Below are 23,754 nucleotides of genomic sequence, written 5' to 3' on the forward strand. Positions count from 1 at the left end.
GGCTACCGGCTCTTGCGCCAGGCCGCGAGCTCCGCCTTCTTGCTCACGCCCACCTCGTCGAGCCTGTCCTGCCAGGCCTGGCGGTAGGGCCGCAGCGCCTCGACGAGGGAGCGCGCCACCACGAGGTTCCGGTACCACTTGGAGTCCGAGGGGACGATCGTCCACGGGGCCTTCTTCGTCGAGGTGCGCGAGAGGGCCTCCTCGTACGCCCGGGTGTAGTCGTCCCAGTGCTCGCGGTCCTCCCAGTCTCCGGCGTTGATCTTCCAGGCCTTGCGCGGCGCCTGCTCGCGGGCCACCAGGCGCTGCTCCTGCTCCTCGAGGCTGATGTGGAGGAAGTACTTGAGGATGATGGTGCCGTGCTCGGCGAGCATCTCCTCGAAGTCGCGGATGTGCCCGTAGCGCTCCTTCCAGAGGGACTCGGGCGCCAACCCGTGCACACGCACGACGAGCACGTCCTCGTAGTGCGAGCGGTTGAAGATGGCGAGCTCGCCCTTGCGCGGGGTGTGGCGGTGGATGCGCCAGAGGAAGTCGTGCTCCCGCTCCTCCTCGGTGGGGACGCCGAAGGAGCTGACGTGGACGCCCCGCGGGTTGAGGTAGCCCGCCACGTGCTTGATGGTCCCATCCTTCCCGGCGGTATCCCGGCCCTGGAGGACGATGAGGACCGAGTTCATCCGCGCGCCCCACAGGAGATCCTGCAGATCGAAGAGCTCCTCGCCCAGCGCCTCCAGCTCCCGCTTCGCCGCGTCCCGGTCCGTCTTCTTCGGAGGGGATGCGGAGATGCCGTCGAGGCTGACCTTCTCGCCCTGCTTGTCGATGGTGATGATGTCCATGCCCACACCTCCCGTGGCTCCCGCGAGCAGGTTTCCACGGGGCAGGGGGGCTGACAACCCGGACTGTCCACCCGTGGGATGGTAAGGTCCGGCTCCATGCAGCTCGTCATGAACCCGGGCGCCCTGGATGAGCAGGTGTTCTCGTTGCCCGAGGGCCCCGTCACGATCGGCCGGACGGAGGACTGCACCATCTGTGTCATGCACAAGAGCCTGTCGCGGCGGCATGCGCGGCTCGAGCATGAGGGCGGGCGCATCTTCCTCACCGACCTGGACAGCAAGAACGGGACGTTCGTCGGCGGGGTTCAAATCCAGCGCCGCGAGCTGCGCGAGGGCGACACCTTCCTGTGCGGCCAGGTGCGCTTCCTGCTCGCCAGGTCCTCCAGCCTGATGTCCGCGGAGCCGTTGCCCACGCAGGTGCACTCGCTGCAGACCCAGTTCTCCCCCACCACCATGGGCGAGCTGCTGCGGCCGCATGCCGAGCCCGGGGCGAACACCGCCCTGAAGATGAAGCCCGTGAGCGGGGAGGTGCGGGCGAACAACAAGCTGCAAATCCTTCTCAAGGTGAGCCAGCTCCTCTCCTCTCCAGGCTCCATCGACGAGTTGTTGGATCGCGTCCTGCAACTCGTCTTCCAGATAGTGGAGGTGGACCGGGCGGCCATCCTGCTGGTGGAGCCCACCAGCGGGCAGTTGCGTCCCCGGGTGGCCCGGGCCTCGGGCGAGCTGCCCGCCGGCCCCTTCTACAGCCAGCACATCGTCGACTACGTGCGCACGCACAGTGTGGCGGCGCTCTTCTCCGATGCCCGGAGGGATCCCCGCCTGGGCTCCGCCGACTCGGTGTTGCAGCAGTCCATCTGCGCCTCCATGTGTGTGCCGCTCATGCCCCGGGAGTCCGTGCTGGGGGTGCTCTACGTGGACAACCTCTCGCGGGCCCATGGCTTCACCCAGGAGGACCTGGAGTTCCTCGCCGCCTTCGCCAACCAGGCGGCCATCGCGCTCGACAACTCGCTGCTGCGTCAGCAGTTGGAGGAGGAGGCCGTGCTGCGCACCACGTACCTGCGCTTCTTCCCCCCGGCCACCCTCAAGAAGCTGCAGTTCGCGCGCAGCGCCCAGCTCGGCGTCATCGAGACGGAGGTGACCATCCTCTTCTCGGACATCAGCCAGTTCACCGAGCTGTCCTCCACGCTCCAGCCCCGGCAGGTGGTGGACCTGCTCAACGAGTACTTCCCGGTGATGGCGGACATCGTCTTCCGGCACGAGGGGACGCTGGAGAAGTACATCGGCGACGCGCTGATGGCGGTGTGGGGCGCGCCCTTCGCGCACCTGGATGACGTGGACCGGGCCGTGCGCGCCGCGGTGGAGATGCAACAGGCGCTGGAGCGGTTGAATGCGCGCTGGCGCGCCAAGGGCTGGACGGAGATTCGCATCCACGTGGGGCTCGACACGGGCCGGGTGGCGGCCGGCAACATCGGCTCCGAGCAGTATCTGCAATACGCCACCATCGGAGAGGCCGCCATCAACGCCAGCAGCGTGTGCTCCACCGCGAGGCCCGGGGAAATCCTCCTCACCGACGCCACCCTCGAGCGCTGGCGGGAGCGCTCCTGGCCCGTGACGCCGCTGCCCCCGGCCTTCCGTCAGGGAATGCCGCCGCTGGCGCTCCACCGGGTGGACTGGCGGCTGCCTTTCACGGAGGAACCGCACACCGGGTGAAGTGCCCCGCCTCCGGGAGTGCTCCCCTTGACGCCTTAGGGGAGCATGGGCGACAGTTCCCTCATCATCTGAGGGGAGCGTGCGCGTCGTTCCCCTGAGCATCTGAGGGGAAGAGTGACATGGCGGGCAACTCGCTGGAGTTGATGCAGGGCACGCTGGACGTGCTGATTCTCAAGAGCCTGTCGTGGGGCCCGTTGCACGGGTACGCGGTGGCGGAGCTGGTGCGGGAGCGGAGCGGGGAGGAGTTGAAGGTGGAGGAGGGGGCGCTCTACCCGGCGCTGCACCGGCTGGAGAAGCGGGGCCTGCTGGAGGCGGAGTGGGGCCTGTCGGAGAACAACCGGCGGGCGAAGTTCTACCGGCTCACCTCGGCGGGCCGGGCGCACCTGAGGGCCGAGACACAGGCGTGGCAGCGCTACGTGGCGGCCGTGTCCCGGGTGCTGGAGGCGGCCTGAGCCCCCCATGCGCTACCCCGGTATCAAGCGGTTGTTGAAGCTCGCCGTGCGGCCTCGCGCGGTGGAGCAGGACGTGGACGAGGAGCTGCGGTTCCACCTGGAGATGCGCACCGCCCGGTACGAGCGGGAGGGCCTGTCCCCCGCCGAGGCGCGTGCGGCCGCCGAGCGCGAGTTCGGAGACGTGGGCCGTGTGCGCGAGGAGTGCGTGCGCATCGGGCACGAGAGGGAGCGGAAGATGAAGCGGTTCCTGCTGTGGGAAGCGCTGGTGCAGGACGTGCGGTACGCGCTGAGGATGCTGCGGCAGGCGCCCGGCTTCGCGCTGGTGGCCGTGCTCACCCTGGCGTTGGGCATCGGCGCCACCACCTCCATCTTCAGCGTGGTGCGCGGGGTGCTGCTGCGGCCGCTGCCTTTCGCCGCGCCCGAGCGGCTGGTGCGCCTGTGGCAGGCGAGCCCGTCCCAGAACCAGGCCCGGGGCGAGGTGTCCCCGCTGGACTTCGCGGACTGGAAGGCGCGCCAGCGCTCCTTCGAGGACCTGGGCACGTGGTGGTACGTGGAGGGGATGTCGGGGAGCAACCTGAGCGGTGACGGGGAGCCCCAGCGGTTGCCGGCGGCCTTCGTGAGCGACGGCTTCTTCTCCACCCTCGGCGTGGCGCCGCTGCTGGGGCGCGCGCTGCTCCCCGGGGAGCACCAGCCGGGGCACAACGCGGTGGCGGTGATCAGCCATGGCCTGTGGCAGCGGCGCTTCGGCGGAGACCGCGGCATCCTCGGCCGGACCCTGACGATCGATGAGGTGCCCACCACGGTGGTGGGCGTGATGCCCGCGGGCTTCGACTTCCCCTCCGAACGCGTGGACCTGTGGCTCTCCGACTCCCGCATCAGCGAGAGCGGCATTCCGCGCCTGCGCCAGGTGCGCTGGCAGTCCGTGGTGGCGCGCCTGAAGCCCGGGGTGTCCCTGGAGACGGCGCGCTCGGAGATGAATGGCGTGGCCCGGCAGCTCGCGGAGGAGTACCCGGCCACCAACGTGCAGAGCACCGGCGTCACGGTGCTGCCGCTGCACGAGGCCGTCACCGGGGATGTGCGGGTGGGGTTGATGGTGCTGTTCGGCGCGGTGGGCTTCCTGCTGCTCATCGCGTGCGTCAACGTGGCCAACCTGATGCTGACGCGGGCCACCGCGCGCGAGCGCGAGCTGGCGGTGCGGGCCGCGCTGGGGGCCGGGCCGGGACGGCTGGTGGGGCAGCTCCTCACCGAGAGCCTCGTGCTCGCGCTGCTGGGCGGCGTGTTCGGTGTCCTGCTGGCGGTGTGGGGCACCGAGCTGCTGGTGGCCTTCTCCGTGAAGCAGTTGCCCCGCCTGCGGGAGGTGAGGGTGGACGGAGCGGTGATGGCCTTCGCCATGGGCGCCACGCTCTTCACCGGGGTGCTGTTCGGGTTGCTGCCGGCGTGGCGCGCGCGCTCGCCCCAGTTGGCGCCGGTGCTCAAGGCGGCGGGCCGGGGCATGACGGGGACGGGTGGGGCGCGGCTGCGCGGCGCGCTGGTGGTCGCCGAGGTGGCGCTCGCCGTGGTGCTGATGGCCGGGGCGGGACTGGCCGTCCGCAGTCTGATGTCGCTGCTCTCGGTGGAGCCGGGCTTCCGTCCCGAAGGCGCGGTGGTGGTGAGCTTCTCCTCCTCGCCGGGGGCGCGCCCGAAGGCCCAGTACCTGGCCGAGGTGCTCGAGCGCGTGCGCGAGGTCCCCGGGGTGCAGGTGGCCGGCACGGCGAAGAACCTCCCGCTGGAGGGCTCGGGCGAACCGGCGCCGCTGGTCCTGGCGGGCCAGCCCGCGGAGAGCGCCGCGGACGCCCCTCGCGTGCGGTACCTGCACGTGAGCAACGACTACTTCCGCGCCATGGGGATTCCCCTGCTGCGCGGCCGCGCCTTCACCTCCCAGGACTCGGGGGACGCGCCCACGGTGTTGATGGTCAACGAGGCCTTCGTCCGCCGCTTCTTCCCGGGCGAGGACGCGGTGGGCAAGGGCATCCACTGGGATGGCGCCGTCGTGGCCCCCATCGTGGGCGTGGTGGGGGACGTGCGCCAGGAGAGCCTCTCCGAGCCCGCCCCGCCCCTCGTCTACGTGCACGTGCTGCAGAACACCCGCAGCAGCGTGAACCTGGTGGTGCGTGGCCAGGGCGCTCCCCTGCAGCTCGCCTCCGCGGTCCGCCAGGCCATCTGGTCGGTGAACCCGGATCAGACCATCACCCGCATCACCACGCTCGAGGAGGTGGTGGGCGGCTCCGTGGCCCGTCCCCGGCTCATCGCGTCGCTGCTCGGCCTCTTCGCCGTGCTGGCGCTGGTGCTCGGCGCGGTGGGCATCTACGGCGTGCTGGCCTACACGGTGGGTCAGCGGCAGCGGGAGATCGGCGTGCGGTTGGCGCTCGGGGCCCGGCCGGCGGAAGTGCTGAGCATGGTGTTGCGCAGCGGGATGCGGCTCGCGGGCCTGGGGGTGGCGCTGGGAGTGGCCGGTGCGCTCGCCCTGTCCCAGGTCATGGGCAGCATCCTCTATGGTGTGGCACCGCATGATCCGCTCGCCTTCGGCGCGGCGGCGGTGCTGCTGCTGGGGGTGGCGCTGGTGGCGTGCCTCGTGCCGGCGCGGCGGGCCATGCGCGTGGATCCGGCCGTCTCCCTGCGCGCGGAGTAGGCCCGTGTGACGGAGTCCCGTGGAGCCGGTCACGGCTCCGTCACACCCCCGCAGGTAATCGTCATTCCACGTCGGAATGGGCGCATGGGGGGCTCCCGTGCCCGCGACGAGGAGTGACGCATGAAGAGCGCTGAGACGACGAAGGTGGTGGAGGCCGCGCGGGACCTGGCTCCGGTGATTGCCGCCCGGGCCGCGGACATCGAGTCGGGACGGCGGTTGCCGGTGGACCTGCTCGGCCAGTTCAAGCAGGCGGGGTTCTTCCGGGCCTTCGTCCCCCGGAGTCACGGCGGCTCCGAGGTGGACCTGCGCACCGGCTGCGAGATCCTGGAGACGCTCGCCCGCGCGGATGGGGCGGCCGGCTGGACGACGATGATCGGCATGGAGAGCCCGCACCTCTTCGCGCTCCTGCCGCGCGAGCGCTTCGACGCCATCTACTCGGCCGGGCCGGACGTCATCATGGGTGGGGCCTTCAACGCGCAGGGGCAGGCCGCGGTGGAGAAGGGCGGCTACCGCGTCACCGGGCGTTGGGGCTTCGCCAGCGGCTGCGAGCATTGTGACTGGCTGTTCGCCAACTGCGTCGTCCTCCAGGACGGCCAGCCTCGCCCCGGCCCCATGCCAGGCGTACCCCGGACGCGCTCCATGCTCTTCCCGGCCCGCGAGGTGCGCATCATCGACACGTGGAACGCGCTCGGCCTGAAGGGCACGGGCAGCCATGACGTGGCGCTGGAGGGCGCCTTCTGCCCCGAGGAGAGCACCTTCGATCTCTTCGCCGGGACGTCCACCGTGCCGGGGCCGGGCTTCGTCGCGCCGCTGCTGCACTTCGTGCTGCACATGGCGGCGGTGTCGCTGGGCATCGCCCAGGGCGCGGTGGATGACGTGGTGAAGCTCGTCACCACGGGCAAGCGGCGCCTGTACGCCCGCGCCCCTCTCATCGAGTCTCCCGTCTTCCAGCTCGAGCTCGGCCGCGTGGACACGAGCGTGCGGGCTTCCCGGGCGCTCCTGTACGCCACGGCGGAGGAGTTCTGGGCCGCGTGCGTGAACGAGCCCGCCTCCGCTGTCCTGCTGGCACCGCGCCTGTCGGCCGCCCTGGCCTGGGTGACGGAGACCGCCTCGGGTGTAGTGGAAACCTGCTATCGCGCGGGAGGGGCCCACTCGCTCAAAGAGGGCTCGTCGTTGCAGAGGCGCTTCCGTGACATCTACACCTTCAGGCAGCATGCGGCTGCCGCTGAGGGGTGGTTTGGCCAGGCCGGAGCCTCCCTCCTCGGGCAGCCGACGGGATTCTGGACCTGAGGACGCTCCCACGCGGGCGCCCGGGGGCCCTCGGCTGCTCCATGGAGTGGCGGTGGGGGGAAGACGTGACGGACTGGCGGTTGGAAGTGCTCGGGGGTGCGCGGCTCCTGGGGCTGGCCGAGCCCCTGGCGTTGCAGCGGCGGGTGGCGGCGGTGCTGGCGTGGCTGGCGCTGGAGGGGCCCACGCCCAAGTACAGGCTGGCGGGCATGCTGTGGCCCGGCTCGGGCGAGGACACGGCCCGCAACAACATGCGCCAGCTCCTGCGCCGGCTGCGGGTGGCCACCGGGACGGACCTGGTGCTTGGCGGGGACGTGGTCTCCCTCTCCGAGCGGGTGACCACCGACGCGGTGGAGCTGGAGGCGCACGTCTTCGCCAGCCGGCACACGCAAGCGCTGTCGCTGTCGGGCTCGCTGCTGGGCACCCTGGACTTCGATGACTGCCCGGACTTCGAGGCCTGGGTGCTCCGGGCCCGGGGGCAGCTCGAGGCCCTGCGGTGCCGCGCCGCCATCGCCGAGGTGGAGGCCCGCGAGCAGCAGGGGGACCTGGCCGGGGCGCTGCACTTCGCCGAGCGGCTGCTGGCGTTGGATCCTCTCTCGGAGGAGGCCTACCGGCGGTTGATGCGGCTGCACTACCTGCTGGGAGACCGGATGGCGGCGCTCCACCTCTTCGACCGTTGCCGGAAGATGCTCTTCGAGGAGTACGACGCGGCGCCGCACCCGGACACGCTGGCACTGGCGCGGGACGTGGAGCGCGGGCAGGTGCGGCCTCGTGCGGCTGGGAAGAGGCCGGAGCGGACGCTGCCGCTCTCCGTCCTGCGTCCGCCGGTGCTGGTGGGCCGTGCGCCGGAATGGGCGCGGATGGAGGCGGCGTGGCAGTCGAGGCAGCTCATGCTGCTGCTGGCCGAGCCGGGCGTGGGCAAGACGCGGCTGGCGCAGGACTTCGCGGCCTCCAAGGGGCGGTATGTGGTCTTCGCCGCCCGGCCCGGGGACGCGGAGGTGCCCTATTCCTTGTATGTGCGGCACATCCGGGAGCTCTTCGCCGAGCGGCCCGAGCTCGAGCGGGGCCTGGAGCCCTGGATTCGCCGGGAGCTGGCGCGCGTGATGCCGGAGCTCGCTCCGCCCGGGGAGCCGACTCCCCCCATGCGTGACGAGGGAGAGCGGGTGCGCTGCCTGGACGCCTACAGCGAGGTGCTCCGCCGCTGCACCGAGGGCCTGGCGAGCTTCATCACCGACGACCTGCAGTTCGCCGACTCCGCCAGCCTGCAGGTGGGAGCCTATGCTCACGCCCGCTTCCACTCGGCCGGCACCTTTCCCATCATCATCGACTGCTGCCGCCGCGGCGATCTCGGAGGCGAGGCGCTCGCCATCACGAAGCGGCTGGAGGCCGCGGGGCTGGCGATGCTCCTGGAGCTGGAGCCGCTGCGGCCCGAGGCGGTGGGCGAGCTGTTGGAGAGCCTGTCGCTGCCGGGGGCCGGGTCCCTCACCGGGGAGATGACGCGCTACACGGGGGGCAACCCGCTCTTCATCACCGAGACCCTCAAGCACCTGATGGAGTCGGGGAGCCTGGAGCAGGGGTGGCCGGAGCGGCTGCCTCCGCCGGGGCGGGTGCGCCAGCTCATTCAACAGCGCCTGGAGCGGCTGTCCCCGCTGGCCTTGCAACTGGCGCAGGTGGCGGCGCTGGCCCTCATGGAGTTCAGCCTGGAGCTGGCGGGGGAGGTGCTGGAGGTGAGCCCCCTGTCCTTCGCCGGGCCGCTGCGCGAGCTGGAGGCGGCGCAGATCCTCAGGGGCGAGCGCTTCACGCATGACCTGGTGTTCGAGGCGGTGATGGGCTCGATTCCCTCCGCGCTGGGAGCACTGCTGCACCGGCGCCTGGCCCAGCGGCTGGAGTCGAGGCGGGCGGCCCCGGCCGTCATCGCCCAGCACTGGCTGGAGGGGGGGGAGACCCGGCGCGCGGTGCCCTTCCTGCTCGAGGCCGCCCAGGTGGACGAGTCCCACCTGCGCCGGACGGAAGCGGCCACGAACTACGCGCGCGCCGCTTCCATCCTGGAAGCCGCGGGGGAGTTGGAGGAGGCGGTGCGATTGAGGAGCATGGTTCCCTCGGCGTGAGGCCGGGGGCCGTCCCCGGCGTCAGAGCCGGGGCGTGCACACCGTCTGAGAGTCGCCGCCATGGAACTGGTCCTCTTCATTGGCCTGCAGGGCTCGGGAAAGAGCAGCTTCTACCGGGAGCGCTTCGCGGGCACGCACGTGCTCGTGAGCAAGGACCTGTGGCCCAACGCGCGCAAGCGGGAGGCCCGGCAGCGGAGGCTTATCGCCGAGGCGCTGGACCGGGGGGAGTCGGTGGTGGTGGACAACACCCACCCGCTCGTGGAGGACCGGGAGCCGCTCATCGCGCTGGGCCGCGAGCGCGGTGCGCGGGTGGTGGGCTACGTCTTCGTGTCGGACCTGGAGACGTGCCTGGCGCGCAACGCGGGGCGGGTGGGACGGGCGCGGGTGCCGGACAAGGCGATTCACATCACGTATCGGAAATTGCGGTGGCCCTCGTCCGCCGAGGGATTCGATGCGTTGTTCCACGTCCAGGCAGGCCCGGAGGGCGGCTTCGACGTGAGGGAATGGAGGGAGGAAGATGAGTCCAAACGATTTTGAAGCGCGGATGCGGGAGGGCGAGTTCTTCCACTCACTGCGGCTGCTGAGCGGGGCGTGGTGCGTGCTGCGGGTGGACGGGCGGGGCTTCTCGCGCTTCACGGAGGCGCGCTACGAGAAGCCCTTCGATGCGGTGTTGCACCAGCAGATGGTGCGCACGGCCTCGGCGCTGCTGGAGGAGCTGCAGGGCATCTACGCGTACACGGAGAGCGATGAGATTTCTGTGCTCTTCCGGCCGGACTGGTCGCTCTTCGACCGGGAGGTGGAGAAGCTGGTGTCCATCTCCGCGGGTGTGGCGAGCGCGGCCTTCACGCACGTGGCGGGAGTGCCGGCGGTGTTCGACAGCCGGGTGTGGATGGGCGTGAACGAGAGCGCGGTGGTGGACTACTTCCGCTGGAGACAGTCGGACGCGGCCCGCTGCGCGTTGCACGGCTGGTGCTATTGGACGCTGCGCAAGGAAGGCCTGAGCGTGGCGCAGGCCTCGCGGGAGCTGCACGGCAAGCCGGTGGGCTTCAAGAACGAGCTCCTCTTCCAGAGAGGCATCAACTTCAACGAGCTGCCGCTCTGGCAGAGGCGTGGCTCGGGCATCTCGTGGGAGCAGTACGAGAAGGAGGGCGAGGACCCACGCAGTGGCCAGAAGGTGAGCACCCTGCGCCGGAGGCTGCGCGTGGACGAGTCCCTCCCGATGAAGGAGGAGTACGACGCCTACGTGCGGGAGCGGATGAAGGCCCCCTGAATTTGGGCTTCTCTTTGCGAGGAGTACGGGACTTGAACCCGTGGACGAGGGGTGCCCTAAACCCGCGACGGCACACGCCTTTCGCGGAATCGCGAGTGAATCCGGGCACTTCGAGTCCATGGGCCAGTCCCCGGCTGTCCCACCTGTCCCCCGGAGTCCCCTCCGAGCCCTGGAGGCATTTTGGAGACGGAACCAGGGGCGCACGGTGCTTCAGGGAGGTTCGTGGGAGCCCAACGGTAGCGTGTGCCATGGCGAGGTGTGGTTGTGGGGAGGGGCAGGTGGGGGAGCACGGGTGGGAGTACCGGCGGAGGCAGCCGGAGGGGACGGTGCTGTACGAGGCGGTGAGGGACCACCTCGCCACGCTGCTGGTGGTGAAGGTGAGCGAGGTGGGACGTGGCGTGCCCCGGTACATCGAGCGGGGTTTCGCCCGCTACCTTGAGTGCGGGGGGCTGGCGCACGGGTTCGCGCGGGTGCGCTGCGAGAGCGAACTGCTCGTCACCTTTTCTTGCAAGGGGCGAGGAGTGTGCCCCTTCTGTAGCGCGAAGCGGGCGCAGATGACGGCGGCGCACCCGGTGGAGCGGGTGCTGCCGCATATGCCCTACCGGCAGTGGACGCTGCTCTTTCCGCACCGGGTGCGGTGGGTTGGAACAGGATGCGTCGTGCCCAGCGGAGGCGTATGAGAACGACGGCGGGTGCGACCTGCCCGTCGGCAAGGTGACCGCCCCAACACCAGCGTCTGGAGGGAACCGTGAGCGAGAAGGTGCAGAAGATTCGAGACCTGCTGGCCCCGTTTCTTCGTGAGGAGCCGAACAACCCCGGCGTGCGAATGATGGTGGAGGGCGTCATCTCGTCGGCGGAGGAGTTGGCCGCAGAGAATGCAGCCCTGCGCGAGGAAGTGGCCAATCTGCAAGCGCAGCTGTTTGTGGAAGGCATCAGGTCGCGAAAGGGCGTGGTGTCGTACGTCAACGCCAAGTACTCCGTAGATGTGCAGCGCCTCGCTGCCGCCGCTGGCGTCCGCCTGACGCAGGAGGCAAGGAGGGACGAAGTGGCCTCGTGGGCAGCGATTTCCGAGCGCCTCTACGACATCCTGGGCCAAGCGGCTGGGCGGGCGGCGGGGGATGCAGACTTGGCCAAGATTGAGTACGCCCTGGTGAAGACGACCCAGGTTGAAGTGGAGGGACAGCGTTGGCCGTTCACTCTGCTGGAGCGGGATACGCCTGGACCGACTGGGGGTTAGGCCGCCACCGCAACCCTGTAGGATCTAGAAGGAGTGCTGCTGGGAGCGGAAGCAGCTCTCCTCGGAGGCGGACGAGTAGCCATGGAATGGAGGACGTCGTGAGTGAGACGAGGCCCCAGGGCCAAGAGGGGGGGCGCATGGTGAGCCCGATGACAGGCTTCAGGCCGGGGACGTAGCGCGTCGGCCATGAGCTACGTGCACGTCCCCCGAAAATTGGTGCCGGACTTCATCAAGTTGCTTGGTCATGGGGCGGTACACGGGACCTCCGACACAGGGGCTTACTTCGCCGTGAACGACAAGGCCATCCGCAATGCGCTTGAGACGTACCTCTCCAGTGATGCGCTCACGAAGTCCCTCTCCATTAGCCGGTTCTCCGGCACATGGTCGCCACGCGAGTTCCTGGAACGCCTTGGCTTTGATTCTCAGCGGCTGGATGCGTTGAAGGTGCAGTAGGGCCTCGTTACGGTCACCTCGTAGGAACTAGGCAGAGCGCTGCTTAGAGCAGAAGTAGCGCTCGCCGGAGACGGCAAGTAGGACGAATGCCAGCAGCCGGGGCACGGAACCTGTCGCGCAACCTCGGACGCTGTGAAAGAGGCAGCTGTGAAGCCGGTAGAATCCGGCATACCCAGAGGAGGGCTTCGTGATGGATGACGTAGAGGTTTACGAAGTGGAGGACGGGCAAGGCAGACCGGGCTTCAGCTACAAGCCCGGGTGCATTGCAGTGCTGTCGTCTGATGACCCCCTGCCCAACATTGGTGACATCATCATTCTGCCGAGGGAGGAAACGCAAGACACCGCAGAGCAGGCGTATTACTTCGGGTCGGCGGCGCCATTCCGCGTGGTTGACATTGAGCACCTCTACATGCGCTCCGCCGACAAGGAGAGTGGCGACGAGGCGGTGCCGCTCGACAAGACGTGGATTCACGTCCGGCGAATCCCTAAGGAGGACTACGCACGGGCACCGGGGCAGACTCGGACGAAGTAGCCCCTACGCCACCGTCACCTCGTAGGAGTTCGCAGTGTGGGCCTCCACCACGCCAGCGCTTCCCGGGCGCCGAGTACCGCGAGGGCCAAGAATTCGGCTTCGCTCCCTCAAGCGGGGGCGGAACCGGGGCCGGAGGAGCGCGTGGCCGCGACGGTGGAGAACCCGCAGAAGGAGCGCACGCCCCGCTTGGACTGAGCGGGGCTGCTGCGCCGTGCGTTCGCTCTGGACGTGTTCGCCTGCCCCCGGTGTAGGAGCATCCAGGCCACCGTTTCCCGGTTGTCAGGCGGCAGCCCCCCGGGTGCTCGGACTCTTTGATCTCCTCGGGCGTAGCGGGTGGATACGGGAAGTGGTCGCGGGAGACCTCTTCGAGCAGGAGGCTCATGGGCGAGGACATCGTCTCATTCGTTCAGCCAGTAGGCTTGGCCATCACGCAGCGCCCGCTCCAAGAAGTCCGAGAAGGAGGTGGCGATCTGATCGCAATACTTCGGGTCCGGCCACGCCTCGTGCCAGCCGTCGATGACGGGATAGCGGCCATTCTCCTGCCGGGCCACATCCACCAACAGGTAGTTGCCATCCTGCACGTCGCAGATGGCCCACATCGAGGCGGGGCCGTGCGCGTCGTCATCGTTCTTCTTTCCGAAAATGGCGACTCGCGCCCGGACGATCTTCGACAGGGGAAGGATGCGATAGGGGGAATCCGGCAACCGCTTGATCAGCTCCGCTCCGTTGCAGTGCAGGTAGAAGGCCCGGAGGTCCGGGTCCAGCCGCCAGCCCACCCGCTGCTCGAACTCCTCGATCTCCTCGGGTGTGGCGGGGGGATGGGGGAAGTGCTCGCGGGAGACCTCTTCGAGCAAGCTGTTCAGGGGCGTGGCCATCGTCAGTTGTCCGTGTAGGGCAGGTCGGGGCCCACTGTATTCCAGGGGGATTTGCCGTCGTAGCAAGCGGGGTACTGCTCGTTGAGTACCTCGTGAACATCAGGCTCGGCGGGGATGATGTTGTTGGGGTCAACCGGATTCCCCCCGTGCTTGAGATCCCTGACGTGGTGCCCTGGCCAGGACACGTCACCTTTCTCCGGCCACGTTCCGAACTTCTCGCTCCAACCCCGCCGGAAGGACTCCCTCTTTCCCTCCCACTTCTTGCGAGCGGCGCGTGTGTCCTCCTTCGACAGCTCGGTGTAGTTGCAGCAGCAGTGATAGATGCCGTAGCGGCTTCCGGCCTTCACGGGAACGGGGATGACGACGAGGCTTCCCTCCCAATCGAACTTGAAGTCGGCCAGCCACATGCATCCCTTGAGGGTGCGGCCCTCGCTGGCGCACTCCCTCTGGCACCCGTTCATGAACTCCCGGCGACACTGCCACGGGCCGTAGAAGAGGGTCGTCTTCATCCGTCCGCCTGGCACGTTCAACCAGGGCAGTTCCTTCTTCACTGCGGGTTTGGCCCCCGGTGAGGGTGAAGGACCAGAGCCTCCCGTTCCGGGGCCGTCAGTTCTCTGCGTTGTCGCGCATCCGGTGAGGAACACCCACAGCATCACTGCTCCAGCCAGCTTCATGGAAATCCCCGTGATGGCCCCCCGACGGGTTGCCAACCGGAGGAGATACCCTAACGGGGCTGACAACTCCCAGGACGCGCCGTTCTCGGTGCGTGGGGCTCCTGCCAAGGCCATCCAGGAGCTGGCGGGCCACGAGAGCCTCACCACCACGCAGCGGTACATGCACCTGACCCCGGCGGCGAAGGACGCGGCCATCAGCCTGCCGGACACGGCGGGCGCCCTGCATTCTGGAGACATGCTGGAGACGGGCTCCGCGACGCAGGGAAAGACAGGTGGGTGAGAAAAGGCGAAGGGCCCGGAACCTTGCGATTCCGGGCTCTTCTATTGGCGAGGAGTACGGGACTTGAACCCGTGGACGAGGGGAGCCCCAAACCTGCGACGGCACACGCCTTTCGCTGAATCGTGAGTGAATCCGGGCACTTCGAGTCCACGGGGCAGTCCTCGCCAGTCCCGCCTGTCGCCCCGAGTCCCCTCCAGTTTTGGAGACATAACAGAGCCAGGGGTGCATGGTGCTCCAGGGAGGTTCGTGGGGCCCAACGGTAGCGTGTGCCCTGGCGAGGTGTGGCCAAGGAAGGCCAGGTGGAGCCTAGGACCCGAGTTCTGGCGGGAGCTTCAGCTCCCGGCAGTGCGCCGGAGTTGCTCCAGGATGACCGGAATCTGCGCGTGGTCCCTATAGGGAATGACTCGGACATTGTACTCGCGCTCGTAACGGTCTTGGTCATTGTCACTTGGGTCCTTCATCACCGCATAGTGGCGACGAGATGCGGATTTGAAGGCGTCAGCATTCCCCTTGAGTGCCAGATCGAGGTCCAATGGATCATTCAACCCATAGCCAATGAAGAGGAACGTGTAGCGCTGAAGCAGATGGTCCAGCACCTTCTGGTACGAAGGGTTGGAATGGGCTTCGTGGTACTCGCGTTCGGTCATGACCACGCTGTCGTAATGCTCCGCCGTTCCGTGGACCTTGAGCAGAACGTTGCGCTTAGACTCCAGATCCCTGAGCGCCTTGTCGGAATCCTTCCAGGTATAGACGTACCTGCGAGGTATCCCTCCTGCATCTTCAATGAGGGAGTCGTAATTCGTAGTCAGGATTGCGCGGACGCCCATTCCGGTAACGGCCTGATGTGCTGAGCCCGGGGCAATGTCCGAGGGACGGAAAATGGCGTCGATGGCCTTCGGGTAGTCGCTTCCCAGGGCAGTACGCAGGGCGCCGAGCTGTGCGAGCATGAGTTCGAGCCGCATGCGTCTCTTGAACAGCTTGCGCCAGTGCTGGATCGTCTGCTCGTCGAGAGTGCCAAGATGCTCACAGACATCGAGTAGCCGCTCGGGAATCTGCGTCCACGTTGGCAAGCCCCCCTTCACGTCGTGGCCCAGTGAGAGGCCGGAGCCGATGAACAGGGCCAGCGTGTTGGAGCGGTAGGCCTCAAGAACGGGCTTTGGCAGGGACACACCGGGGAGGATTGACGGAACGGGCGAAGCGTGCGGCACCTCCAGAGTTACACCAACTGCCGGTGCTGCTTTGTCAGGCTCTACTTGTGCAGCGAAGAGCTGAAGTGAGGCCCAAGCATGCTCGCCTATATGGAGCAGTGCGTTTCTTACGGCAGCCAGCGCCGGCTGCACGGAGTCACTACCGTCCCATGCTCTATAGAAGGACTCGGTAAACTGGATCGAGCCCTTCACGGACAGTGGCAGGCGGGAGGCAAGAACTGCTCGCACGCCGATGCGATGGGTTGCTTGCGCCACGCTTCCGAGAACGTTGCCAGGCGAGCCCGGGTGGCCGCTGTGGCAGGCGCACAGAACCACCAGCCGTATCGAGTCCGTGTAGGGGCGCAGCAACCTGCTGAACTTTTCCGAGTCGATGTGCGCCACCCCGCTTATCGTGGACGCCTCATCCCAGACCAACCCATAGTTACCGCTTGCATCCCGGACTCCGTGGCACAGGAGGTGGAGCGCCGTGAAGGGCCGCCCTTCCCCGACTGCCCGCTGGAGCGCGTCTCGCAGTGCAGAAGCCGAGAGTAGAGGGATGGTGTCATGCTTCGCATCGAACTCGAATGTGCCGCGGAGCGCCGCTTCTTCGAGCGCGTGCAGGTGATCGATGGTCGGAGTCTCACCACCCGCGTTGGACCAGCCGAACAGAAGCCGACCCGGCTTCGACCGGGGAACGGTAGCGGCGGGCGCGACTGAGACCCCTGGCCACTCATAGTGGATGATGCACCAAGGCGCCTCACCCAGGTACTCTCCTGTGGACGGGAGAGCGACCAACTCCCATGGCAGGCTATAGAGTTCGGCGGCGCCGAATCGAAAGACGAGATGGAGAGGTTGACCTTCCTCCTTCGCTTGGCGGATGGCTACTTCAAGAGCGCCCCATCCTTCGGGCGTGGGCATGCCATCCTGCAGGAAGCGAAGGAGTTTCTTACCGAGGCGACGTACCACCTCGGATTGTGCCCGCGGCTGCTGAAGCTGCACCAGTGCTGACACTACCTCTTCATCCCATGGGAACTCCGCATTCCCATAGGCGTGGTTGCCGACGAACACATAGTCCTGCCGCTCGTAGTTGAAGGCGTACGCGTTGCCAGCCTCCTTGGCGCGGACGATCTCGATGGTCCAGGTGCGTGGTGTCTTCAACGGTGGCTCTCCACCATGCAGTGTAGCTCAGCGGGAGCGCGCATCTAGCGGACAAGCCTCATACCTTCGCGCCACCACTCCACCCGGCGAGTAGACGGCGAACGCCTCGTACCCACCACTTCGTTCCGCCCACAGCGGTGTCGCCCGAGTTGAGCAGGGCCAACAGTTCCGGACGCAGGCGGTGAGTGTCAACATAGTTGTCGCGAGAAGCTGACTCAGGCAGTCAGCCGAAAAGAAGGCAGTGCAGGGGTGGAATGCGGAGAGGGGTTGAGACGGACAGGGTCGGCCGGTGTCCAGTCGCGGGTGTTGCCGCGCCAGCGCGTGGGATGATGGTGGCGAGCGCGCTGGTACATGTGGTGGCGGCGAGCCAGCAGTTGAGCCTCGCGGCCGCAGAGTGGCGAGGTCACGTCACCGTGCCCAAGGGCGGACGAGATCGCCGGGTGCCGATGACGAAGCGCCTGGCGGCGTTGTTGGCGGCCAACCGTCACCTGCGAGGGGCCCGGGTGCTCTACCGGGACGACGGCGAGCCCGTGGCCAGGGCCACCGTCTCCCGCTGGATGAAGAAGGCTCAGACACGGGCTGGGCTGCCGGTCACTGGGGCTCTGCACATCATGCGGCACACCTTCTGCTCGCGGCTGGCGATGCGTGGGGCTCCTGCCAAGGCCATCCAGGAGCTGGCGGGCCACGAGAGCTTCACCACCACCCAGCGGTACATGCACCTCACCCCGGCGGCGAAGGACGCGGCCATCAGCCTGCTGGACGCGGTGGGCGCCCAGCTTTCTGGAGACATGCTGGAGACGGGCTCCGCGACGCAGGGGAAGACAGGTAGGTGAGAAAAGGCGAAGGGCCCGGAACCTTGCGATTCCGGGCCCTTCTTGTTGGCGAGCAGTACGGGACTTGAACCCGTGTCCCCCTACTGTGCCGCGCTCAGCCCAGAGGGGCACGCGGGCTGTCCGCCCGTGGAGAAATACGCCTTCGCGCGGCGCACGAAGTGGCCGCCATCGGTGGAGGGATTGGTCTGCCCCTCGGCACCGGCGCCGAAGACCATGCCGAGCCCATGCGAGGCGGCGACCTGGTCCGGGTGGTCGAAGAAGTAATCCAGCCGGTTGTCGCGCCACTTCTCCCAGGTGCCGGGCAGGGTCATGTTGCCCACGGGGAGCTGCCACCAGAGGTGGGGCTTTCCGAGCCGCTCCGAGAGGGCCTTGGACCACGTGAAGGCCTGGCGGAAGTTGGGGTAGTTGAAGTTGTTCCGGTCCCACCAGCGCCAGGAGCCCGTCGTCACCTGGTACCACTGGGCATCGCGGTCGCTGGTCTCCACGACGACGAAGTCCCCGTCGGCGGCGCCGCACAGCCGGAGGAAGTCGGCCACCTTGCGCGCCTCGATGGTGACGTCGAACAGCGGGTTGGTGTTGAGGTGGGCATCGAGCTTCGTGGCCCACGCGGAGGCGTGCAGGCCCACCTTGGCGTTGGGGGCGTACTTGCGCGCCATGGAGATGAGGCAGCGGCCCATGCCGGCCACCGAGTTCGGCTGATTCGCGCAATCGGTGGGATTGGCCGAGGCGACGGCCGCGGGCAGCAGGCGGGGATCCAAGGCGAGGAACTGCGCGTAGGCCCAGAAGTCCGGCTCGAGGTGGAGGAGGGCGGTGGAATTGCCAATCTGCTTCAGCACGAAGCGCCAGTCATTGAAGTAGCGCCGCATGAGGGAGACATCCACCACCCGCAGCACCTCGGCGGTCCCATCGGCCACGCCGCTGGTGTGGAGGAGCTCGTAGTAGGTGATCATCGGGATCTGCTTGCGGACGGCGGCGGCCTGGAGGAAGTCGCGCAGGTACTGTCCCGGGGCCTGCTGGTCCCATTGCCAACAGCCCCACCAGCCGCACCCTCCGCTCGCGTTGGAGCAGGAGCGCGTCTGGGCGGTGCAGCTCAGGCACGAGCCGCAGGGCTCCGCCGAGTCGAACAGCCCACCAGCGAGATACATGTAGCGGACATCGAACGGCGCCTGCGACGCGACGTCATCGCTCATCTTCCCACCGACGAGCACGCGGCTCTTGCCGAGGGAGGACAACAACGGCTGGGCGAGGCAGCTCGTGGTGGCGAGGGCATCGCCGCCCGTGAGCGCCTGGCCCACGTACTGCTGCTCCTCGGGAGCGGGCGCCTCGACGGCGTCCGCGGAGTCCTGCTCGTCCGGTGGGGCGAGGCAGGCGGGTAGGGTCAACAAGCCGAGCAAGGGTAGGACGAGCCAGCGGGAGAGGGACGGCATGGCGACCTCCGGTTGGGGGTGCCACCCACGCACTCCGGTGCGGCCCGATTGTCGGACGGGTGCGCACAGGAGAGAGCCAGAGCGTTGGAAGAAGGACAGCGGTGGAAGAGGAGCTCGGCGTGGGGGGCGCCTCGGGGTTGGGTGGTGAAGCTTCGTCACCCCGGGCGATCGGGGAACCCACCCTTCGGGCCAGATGCCGCTTCGACTACTCCACGTCTCCGGACACGGGAGTGTCCACCGTCTCAACAGGGGAGCCCGTCTCGCCGGGTGGTTCCGGCACGGGCAGAACCTTCCACAAATGCGGCTTGTCGTGCTGGGGCGGAATCATCCCGAGGGGCCAGCCCTCGGTGGTGAGCTTCCGCGTAGCGGTACACGCGGTTGCCGAGCCGGAAGGCAGGGCCGCGCACGGGCAGGGCCACGCCCACGGCGGCGTGGGCGAGAGGGTCCGAGTAGAGGATGGCCGCGTCGATGCCCGCCTGGCGCAGCAGCATCACCGCGAGCACGGCCTTGGAGTCGCAGTCGCCCTCGTCCCGCGCGGCGACGAGCGCGGGAGGCAGGACGCCGAAGGGCTGGCCCTCGGGCTCCACGTAGTGGATGCGCTGGACGAAGGTGATGATGAGCTCGGCGGCTTCCAATGGGTCCAGCCGCCGCTCGCGGATGTGCTCGACGAAGCGGGTGCCCAGCACGTGCACGGGCTCGGCGTTGCTGCGCATGAGCTCGGCGTAGATGCAGCGCATGTCCTGCTGGCATCCGGGCGGCGCCTGGTAGGTGAAGCGGGCACGGCCCAGCGAGCGGAAACGCATCTTCCGGCCGTAGGCCCGGTGCGCACGGTCCAGCGAGGCCGCGAGGGATTCCCCGAGGCCGTAGCCCAGCCGGTACTCGGGAGGGAGGAGCGACTCGGCGCGCCACTCATAGGTGCGGGCCTGGCCCAGCGGGGTGGAGGCGGGGACGAGGGCCAGGCCGAGGTGGGTGCCCCGGGCGCCGGGAAGCTCGGGAGGCGGGGCCGTGGCCGGGAGCGGGGAGTGTGAGCGCACGCCTCGCGTGACGAGCCAGCGCAGCCCGAGGAAGCCGCAGCAGCTCGAGGCGATGAAGAGGACGAGGAAGAGCTGGAGGAGCGTCTTCCGCGGGCTGGACGGCGGGGCGGCCACGGAGTCAGGACGGGGACTGGAAGGTGGAGGGAGGGAGCTCGGGGAAGGGGATGAGGCCGTTGAGGGTGGCCTGGAGGCCCGGCGCGGTGAGCAGGGCGAGCACGATGAGGATGGCGGCCAGGACGAGCGCGAGCGCCACGTTGCCGCGGCGCACCTCGGCGAGCTCGTCGATGCCGGGGGTGATTCTGTCGAAGAGGAGCACGCCGAGGGCGAGCACGCCCGTACCCACGAGGAGGGCGACGCCCACGTGCGTGAGGGCGAAGAAGGTGAGCCGCACCAGGGCCGAGGGCTCGATGGAGGGGCCGCGGAAGGTGAGGTCCACGGCGTCGAAGGTGGCGTTCACGGCGTTGTGCACCAGCAGCCCGAGCGCGAGCAGGCTGGCGGCGTGGACGACTCCGGCGGCGACATTGCCCTGTTGCAGGTCGACGGTGGGATTCGTGCCGAGCAGCCGGTTGAGACCGCGGAACGCGAGCCAGATGCCGAGCGCGGCGACCAGCCCACCGAAGACCACCTTGGACAATCCGACGGCGACGAGGAGCAGGTTCATGGGAACGGCTTCACTCTAGGAGGAAGCCCGCGGGCACGGAATCATTCAACTCTGCCGCACCCATCGAATCGCCCGACGCCTGCTCGCTCCCCAGCTCCGCGAGAGGGCGTAGGCTGGGGTCCACACCGCATGCGCTACCCGATGCCTTCGTTCCGATGCGCCCGCCGATGGGCCTGGTTCCGCGTTCTCCTGAGTGCCCTGCTGTGCGGAGCACTGGGGGCTTGCCGCCCACCGCCGGTTCCCACCCGGCCGCTCTCGCTCAGCGAGCAGCTCCTGGACCTGGAGCGGCGTGAAGCGGCGTTCTGCGCGCTGCTGAGCCAGGGCCGCTACCTGGGCACGCCCCGCTACCAGGAGGAGCCGGATTGCCGCATCAACCACGTGCTGCGGGCCCCTCAGGCCGAGGGCGAGCCCATGTACATCGTCTTCCGGGCGGTGGATGCCGAGGTCTTCCCGGAGAGCGGGCCGGGAGTTGCGCGGGGTCCGTTCACCCTGGTGGATGGAGAAGGGCGCTTCGTCCCCATCTTCTCGTCCGCGAATGTCATCGGCTCGGAAACGAGGCTCTTTTCCCATACGGGTGATGGGCGCCTGGCCGTGGCCCACCACATCAGGTACGGACCCTCGGGCTCGCCCTGGAGTGTCCAGATGCTCCACATCGTTCCCGTCACGCCCGGGCAGCGCTCCATCTTGAGCGTGGTGGTGGGTCCACCGTTCATCGGCTTCATGTCCGCGGACAAGCATTACGCGTGGACCTGGCGCCTTCGTGAGCAGCCCTCGGGCGCGCCGCCCCTCGTGGAGCTCGGCCCTCGCTCGGCGGATGGAGCGCTCGCGCGGGTCGCGGCCACGTTCCGGTTCGAACCGGGTGAAGGCCGTTACGCCGGGCCGGAGGGCAGCGTGACCGAGGGCTTCCTGCGGGTTTCCGCGGACTCGGAGGACTGTGACTGTGGCCCGTATTCACACGCCGAGGCGTGGGTCCGGAACTTCGTGCGTGCGGCGGGCAGCTTCGAGTCGCCGCTGCCCGTCGTCGTCGAATACCAGCCCCGGCAAAACGAGTCCGACCCGTCCCATCCGGAAGCCGATTGGCCAGGACCGGGTGACGCCCAGCCGGTCCTTCGGATCCGGATGCATGGGGACTGTCCGCCCGAGACCGTCGAGCTCGAGTACGGCTCCTGGTCGCAACGCGTGGAGGCCCCCGCCTTCCGGACGGAGATCCCCACGCAGGTGCTGAAGCAGTTGTCCGCTGGGAAGAGCGTGACGCTGCGCTGGAGCGGCCGCTGCGTCATCGAGGGGGTCTCGAGCTTCCAGGCCCCCTGACGGACCTCACTTCGTCTCGCGCAGGATGAGCAATCCGCGGGAGGTATCGACGACGTAGAGGAGGCCCGCGTTGGCGGAGGAGACATCCGGCGTCCTGGGGACGCGGATGCCGATGGCGCCGTCGTAGAAGCCCAGGCCGCGCATCGGGTCCTCGGAGCGGAAGGTGTTGAAGTAGCCGATCTCCCGGGGCTGGGCGGGGTTGGCGACATCGAGGACGCGGACGCCTTCCTGGTAGTAGGCGATGTAGAGCCGCTTGCGGGCCTCATCGAGGATCATGTTGTGGATGGAGGCCTCCTCGCGCAGCCGGTAGCGGGAGATCAGCTTCACCTGGGTGGGGTCGGTGACATCGAGCACGCGCAGGTGGGCGCCCCAGCCCTCGCCGCCCTCGAAGGCGATGAGCCGGTCCACGTAGGTGCCCACGGCGCCCGCGTGGCTGCTGGCATGGCTGAGCATCGGGCTGCCATCGGCGTTGACGGCGTAGCGGTAGGCGCCGAGCGGCGTGGGCCCCTGCGTGTCGCTCAGCCGGGAGACGTCGCTGATCTGCATGCCGTAGGACCAGTAGTAGCTGTACATGCGGCCCTGGTAGACGAAGGCATCGTGCACGTAGGCGTACGGGTAGGACTCGGCGCCGGGCGGCACGTAGCGGCCGAGGAGCCTGGGGGCGCGCGGGTTGGAGATGTCATAGATGCGCGTCGGATCGCCCATGGCGTAGAGCTGGTTGCCCTCGACGAAGACGGTGTGGGCGTCCACGTTCTCCTGGACCTGCACGGGGGTGAGGACGGGGTTGGCGGGGTTGGAGATGTCGAAGGTGATGACGCCGTGCTTGCCGCTGGCGACGTACAGCGCGTCCCCCTTGGCCCAGACGCCGTTCCAGTAGCCGTTCTCGGCGGAGATCTGATTGACGAGCCGCGGGTGCGCGGGGTCGCTCACGTCATAGACGGACAGGCCGCCCCAGCCCTGGTACGAGCTCTCGAGGGACACGACATACGCGTGGCTCTTCGTGACGTAGACGTCCACCGGGAGGCCGTAGAAGTAGCTCGAGTCGTACTGGTCGACGACAGGCGTCTCGGAGACGAGGGTGAGCCCGTTGGCCTCGCTCTCGTTGCGAGCGGGCACGATGCGGGCGGCCTTGAAGGTGCCCACCTCGGAGGACTCGCCATTGCGGCACACGGCATAGCAGCCGGTGAAGTGGTTGGTGTCCTGGGCCGAGCAGCCGGCATAGCCCACCGTGACGTTGAGCGTGCCGCCGTCCGCGAGCCGGCTGGTGGTGTGCCGCGAGACGAACCAGGTGTCGTTGTCGAACTGCTTGGTGAGGTTCATGGTGGGGCTGAGGGTGGCCCAACCGTTGAAGGTCTCGACTCCACCGTCGTTGCGCAGGGAATGGCTCTGCGTGAAGTAGCGCACGCCGCCATCGTTCTGGTCGATACGGCCGAGGGTGGTGAAGACGCCCTCCTGGCCAACGCCGCCGAGCGTGGGGAGCTGACACGCGGACAGGTCGAAGCCGCCGAGCTCACCGCACAGCGTGCCCGTGGTGCCCTGGATGAAGTGGCAGTTGGCGTAGGGGCCGGTGGCCGCGAAGTCGCCCGTGTCGACGGTGCCGGAATCCACTCCGGCATCGGCTCCGGCATCGACTCCGGCATCGCTGCCGTCGCAGGCCGTGCCCTGGCACTGGGGAGCGGGACATCCGGTGGCGAGGGCCAGCGGTAGAAACAGCAGGACGGCGAGGCGGCTGCGCTGCATTGCGTGCTCCACGGAAAGCTCGGAGGTCCC

At 68.4% G+C, this 23,754-nt stretch carries 22 protein-coding genes; 14 read left to right on the top strand and 8 right to left on the bottom strand.

Annotation, left to right across the window (positions count from 1 at the left end; genetic code table 11):
• Positions 1-2 precede the first annotated feature (2 nt).
• A complete protein-coding gene (locus tag ACN28I_RS39385; RefSeq protein WP_420947025.1) occupies positions 3-830 on the bottom strand; it encodes a polyphosphate kinase 2 family protein in 828 nt (275 codons plus the stop codon).
• A 96-nt stretch (positions 831-926) separates the two neighbouring features.
• Here ACN28I_RS39385 and ACN28I_RS39390 point away from each other — a divergent pair, with 96 nt between their 5' ends.
• The 11 genes from ACN28I_RS39390 to ACN28I_RS39440 all read left to right on the top strand — a co-directional run bounded on the left by ACN28I_RS39390 (position 927) and on the right by ACN28I_RS39440 (position 12,544).
• Positions 927-2,537 carry an adenylate/guanylate cyclase domain-containing protein gene (locus tag ACN28I_RS39390; protein WP_420947026.1) on the top strand — a complete coding sequence of 537 codons (1,611 nt, stop codon included), beginning with the start codon at positions 927-929 and terminating at the stop codon, positions 2,535-2,537.
• A 119-nt stretch (positions 2,538-2,656) separates the two neighbouring features.
• Complete coding sequence (locus ACN28I_RS39395) at positions 2,657-2,989, top strand: PadR family transcriptional regulator (protein WP_420947027.1); 333 nt, start codon at positions 2,657-2,659, stop codon at positions 2,987-2,989.
• 7 nt (positions 2,990-2,996) lie between these two features.
• Positions 2,997-5,657, top strand: coding sequence for an ADOP family duplicated permease (locus ACN28I_RS39400; protein ID WP_420947028.1), 2,661 nt, complete (start codon positions 2,997-2,999; stop codon positions 5,655-5,657).
• A 120-nt stretch (positions 5,658-5,777) separates the two neighbouring features.
• Positions 5,778-6,947, top strand: a complete 1,170-nt coding sequence (locus tag ACN28I_RS39405) for an acyl-CoA dehydrogenase family protein (protein ID WP_420947029.1) — start codon at positions 5,778-5,780, stop codon at positions 6,945-6,947.
• Positions 6,948-6,988: 41 nt separating this feature from the next.
• Positions 6,989-9,052: a BTAD domain-containing putative transcriptional regulator gene (locus ACN28I_RS39410; RefSeq protein WP_420947030.1), complete on the top strand. Its 2,064-nt coding sequence runs from the start codon at positions 6,989-6,991 to the stop codon at positions 9,050-9,052.
• Positions 9,053-9,112: 60 nt separating this feature from the next.
• Complete coding sequence (locus ACN28I_RS39415) at positions 9,113-9,589, top strand: AAA family ATPase (RefSeq protein WP_420947031.1); 477 nt, start codon at positions 9,113-9,115, stop codon at positions 9,587-9,589.
• Positions 9,570-10,322: a tRNA(His) guanylyltransferase Thg1 family protein gene (locus tag ACN28I_RS39420; protein WP_420947032.1), complete on the top strand. Its 753-nt coding sequence runs from the start codon at positions 9,570-9,572 to the stop codon at positions 10,320-10,322. Before ACN28I_RS39415 ends, ACN28I_RS39420 begins: the two co-directional genes overlap by 20 nt.
• Positions 10,323-10,600: 278 nt before the next feature.
• The gene (locus ACN28I_RS39425) at positions 10,601-11,002 is read left to right on the top strand and encodes a transposase zinc-binding domain-containing protein (protein ID WP_420947033.1); all 402 of its coding nucleotides are present in this window, start codon (positions 10,601-10,603) and stop codon (positions 11,000-11,002) included.
• Between the two features lie 68 nt (positions 11,003-11,070).
• Complete coding sequence (locus ACN28I_RS39430) at positions 11,071-11,559, top strand: hypothetical protein (protein WP_420947034.1); 489 nt, start codon at positions 11,071-11,073, stop codon at positions 11,557-11,559.
• Positions 11,560-11,745: 186 nt separating this feature from the next.
• On the top strand, positions 11,746-12,012 hold the full coding sequence (locus ACN28I_RS39435; RefSeq protein WP_420947035.1) for a hypothetical protein: 267 nt from the start codon (positions 11,746-11,748) through the stop codon (positions 12,010-12,012).
• A gap of 190 nt (positions 12,013-12,202) precedes the next feature.
• On the top strand, positions 12,203-12,544 hold the full coding sequence (locus tag ACN28I_RS39440; RefSeq protein ID WP_420947036.1) for a hypothetical protein: 342 nt from the start codon (positions 12,203-12,205) through the stop codon (positions 12,542-12,544).
• Positions 12,545-12,942: 398 nt separating this feature from the next.
• On the opposite strand, the gene ACN28I_RS39445 is transcribed toward ACN28I_RS39440, so the two are convergent.
• Together ACN28I_RS39445 and ACN28I_RS39450 are read right to left on the bottom strand one after the other, a co-directional pair.
• Positions 12,943-13,419: an SMI1/KNR4 family protein gene (locus ACN28I_RS39445; protein ID WP_420947037.1), complete on the bottom strand. Its 477-nt coding sequence runs from the start codon at positions 13,417-13,419 to the stop codon at positions 12,943-12,945.
• Between the two features lie 2 nt (positions 13,420-13,421).
• Positions 13,422-13,928 carry a hypothetical protein gene (locus ACN28I_RS39450; protein WP_420947038.1) on the bottom strand — a complete coding sequence of 169 codons (507 nt, stop codon included), beginning with the start codon at positions 13,926-13,928 and terminating at the stop codon, positions 13,422-13,424.
• Between the two features lie 253 nt (positions 13,929-14,181).
• On the opposite strand from ACN28I_RS39450, the gene ACN28I_RS39455 reads away from it, so the two are divergent.
• Positions 14,182-14,373, top strand: coding sequence for a hypothetical protein (locus tag ACN28I_RS39455; RefSeq protein ID WP_420947039.1), 192 nt, complete (start codon positions 14,182-14,184; stop codon positions 14,371-14,373).
• A 332-nt stretch (positions 14,374-14,705) separates the two neighbouring features.
• Here the strand turns inward: ACN28I_RS39455 and ACN28I_RS39460 are convergent, their stop codons facing one another.
• The gene (locus ACN28I_RS39460) at positions 14,706-16,718 is read right to left on the bottom strand and encodes an SIR2 family protein (RefSeq protein WP_420947040.1); all 2,013 of its coding nucleotides are present in this window, start codon (positions 16,716-16,718) and stop codon (positions 14,706-14,708) included.
• Between the two features lie 326 nt (positions 16,719-17,044).
• Between ACN28I_RS39460 and ACN28I_RS39465 the strand changes: the two genes are divergently transcribed.
• Positions 17,045-17,551, top strand: coding sequence for a tyrosine-type recombinase/integrase (locus ACN28I_RS39465; protein WP_420947041.1), 507 nt, complete (start codon positions 17,045-17,047; stop codon positions 17,549-17,551).
• Between the two features lie 80 nt (positions 17,552-17,631).
• Here ACN28I_RS39465 and ACN28I_RS39470 read toward each other — a convergent pair whose 3' ends face one another.
• The 3 genes from ACN28I_RS39470 to ACN28I_RS39480 form a co-directional block, all read right to left on the bottom strand.
• On the bottom strand, positions 17,632-18,978 hold the full coding sequence (locus ACN28I_RS39470) for a hypothetical protein (RefSeq protein WP_420947042.1): 1,347 nt from the start codon (positions 18,976-18,978) through the stop codon (positions 17,632-17,634).
• A 242-nt stretch (positions 18,979-19,220) separates the two neighbouring features.
• The gene (locus tag ACN28I_RS39475; RefSeq protein ID WP_420947043.1) at positions 19,221-20,126 is read right to left on the bottom strand and encodes a transglutaminase domain-containing protein; all 906 of its coding nucleotides are present in this window, start codon (positions 20,124-20,126) and stop codon (positions 19,221-19,223) included.
• A 4-nt stretch (positions 20,127-20,130) separates the two neighbouring features.
• The gene (locus tag ACN28I_RS39480; RefSeq protein WP_420947044.1) at positions 20,131-20,673 is read right to left on the bottom strand and encodes a DUF350 domain-containing protein; all 543 of its coding nucleotides are present in this window, start codon (positions 20,671-20,673) and stop codon (positions 20,131-20,133) included.
• Between the two features lie 129 nt (positions 20,674-20,802).
• On the opposite strand from ACN28I_RS39480, the gene ACN28I_RS39485 reads away from it, so the two are divergent.
• Positions 20,803-21,984, top strand: a complete 1,182-nt coding sequence (locus tag ACN28I_RS39485; protein WP_420947045.1) for a hypothetical protein — start codon at positions 20,803-20,805, stop codon at positions 21,982-21,984.
• A gap of 6 nt (positions 21,985-21,990) precedes the next feature.
• Here ACN28I_RS39485 and ACN28I_RS39490 read toward each other — a convergent pair whose 3' ends face one another.
• Positions 21,991-23,724, bottom strand: coding sequence for an LVIVD repeat-containing protein (locus tag ACN28I_RS39490; protein WP_420947046.1), 1,734 nt, complete (start codon positions 23,722-23,724; stop codon positions 21,991-21,993).
• Between the last annotated feature and the right edge of the window lie 30 nt (positions 23,725-23,754).

This window comes from Archangium gephyra (genome assembly GCF_049060025.1).
Lineage (GTDB): Bacteria > Myxococcota > Myxococcia > Myxococcales > Myxococcaceae > Archangium > Archangium gephyra_A.

What these genes read in the sequence shown, in the direction of transcription:
- ACN28I_RS39435 (WP_420947035.1), top strand. Translation starts at nt 11,746, where the DNA reads ATGAGCTACGTGCACGTCCCCCGAAAATTGGTGCCGGACTTCATCAAG.
- ACN28I_RS39490 (WP_420947046.1), bottom strand. Translation starts at nt 23,724, where the DNA reads ATGCAGCGCAGCCGCCTCGCCGTCCTGCTGTTTCTACCGCTGGCCCTC.
- ACN28I_RS39385 (WP_420947025.1), bottom strand. Translation starts at nt 830, where the DNA reads ATGGACATCATCACCATCGACAAGCAGGGCGAGAAGGTCAGCCTCGAC.
- ACN28I_RS39395 (WP_420947027.1), top strand. Translation starts at nt 2,657, where the DNA reads ATGGCGGGCAACTCGCTGGAGTTGATGCAGGGCACGCTGGACGTGCTG.
- ACN28I_RS39420 (WP_420947032.1), top strand. Translation starts at nt 9,570, where the DNA reads ATGAGTCCAAACGATTTTGAAGCGCGGATGCGGGAGGGCGAGTTCTTC.
- ACN28I_RS39415 (WP_420947031.1), top strand. Translation starts at nt 9,113, where the DNA reads ATGGAACTGGTCCTCTTCATTGGCCTGCAGGGCTCGGGAAAGAGCAGC.
- ACN28I_RS39485 (WP_420947045.1), top strand. Translation starts at nt 20,803, where the DNA reads ATGCGCTACCCGATGCCTTCGTTCCGATGCGCCCGCCGATGGGCCTGG.
- ACN28I_RS39480 (WP_420947044.1), bottom strand. Translation starts at nt 20,673, where the DNA reads ATGAACCTGCTCCTCGTCGCCGTCGGATTGTCCAAGGTGGTCTTCGGT.
- ACN28I_RS39450 (WP_420947038.1), bottom strand. Translation starts at nt 13,928, where the DNA reads ATGAAGACGACCCTCTTCTACGGCCCGTGGCAGTGTCGCCGGGAGTTC.
- ACN28I_RS39445 (WP_420947037.1), bottom strand. Translation starts at nt 13,419, where the DNA reads ATGGCCACGCCCCTGAACAGCTTGCTCGAAGAGGTCTCCCGCGAGCAC.
- ACN28I_RS39405 (WP_420947029.1), top strand. Translation starts at nt 5,778, where the DNA reads ATGAAGAGCGCTGAGACGACGAAGGTGGTGGAGGCCGCGCGGGACCTG.
- ACN28I_RS39470 (WP_420947042.1), bottom strand. Translation starts at nt 18,978, where the DNA reads ATGCCGTCCCTCTCCCGCTGGCTCGTCCTACCCTTGCTCGGCTTGTTG.
- ACN28I_RS39440 (WP_420947036.1), top strand. Translation starts at nt 12,203, where the DNA reads ATGGATGACGTAGAGGTTTACGAAGTGGAGGACGGGCAAGGCAGACCG.
- ACN28I_RS39400 (WP_420947028.1), top strand. Translation starts at nt 2,997, where the DNA reads ATGCGCTACCCCGGTATCAAGCGGTTGTTGAAGCTCGCCGTGCGGCCT.
- ACN28I_RS39410 (WP_420947030.1), top strand. Translation starts at nt 6,989, where the DNA reads ATGGAGTGGCGGTGGGGGGAAGACGTGACGGACTGGCGGTTGGAAGTG.
- ACN28I_RS39390 (WP_420947026.1), top strand. Translation starts at nt 927, where the DNA reads ATGCAGCTCGTCATGAACCCGGGCGCCCTGGATGAGCAGGTGTTCTCG.
- ACN28I_RS39465 (WP_420947041.1), top strand. Translation starts at nt 17,045, where the DNA reads ATGATGGTGGCGAGCGCGCTGGTACATGTGGTGGCGGCGAGCCAGCAG.